This window comes from Altererythrobacter sp. (assembly GCF_050299635.1).
In the GTDB taxonomy this organism is placed as follows: Bacteria; Pseudomonadota; Alphaproteobacteria; order Sphingomonadales; family Sphingomonadaceae; genus Erythrobacter.
Genome location: NZ_JBNKWF010000084.1, coordinates 1 through 289, shown reverse-complemented (window position 1 = coordinate 289; position 289 = coordinate 1). Strand labels below are relative to the sequence as shown.

General features: G+C 52.6%; 1 rRNA gene (cut by a window edge). It reads left to right on the top strand.

Features of this window, described 5'->3' with window-relative positions:
* Positions 1-289 (top strand): 23S ribosomal RNA (locus ACQY6C_RS14960) (its annotated part extends 249 nt beyond the left edge of the window); the annotation flags it as partial.

Below are 289 nucleotides of genomic sequence, written 5' to 3'. Positions count from 1 at the left end.
CGAACCTACTAATGTTGCAAAATTAGGGGATGAGCTGTGGGTAGAGGTGATATGCCAACCGAACTCGGAGATAGCTGGTTCTCCCCGAAATAGCTTTAGGGCTAGCGTCATGCGTTTAGTACCGGAGGTAGAGCACTGGATGGGCTAGGGGGCTTACCGCTTACCGAACCCAATCAAACTCCGAATGCCGGTACTCCAGAGCATGGCAGTCGGACTACGGGAGATGAGTTTCGTAGTCGAGAGGGAAAGAGCCCAGACCATCGGCTAAGGTCCTTAAATCCAGGCTAAG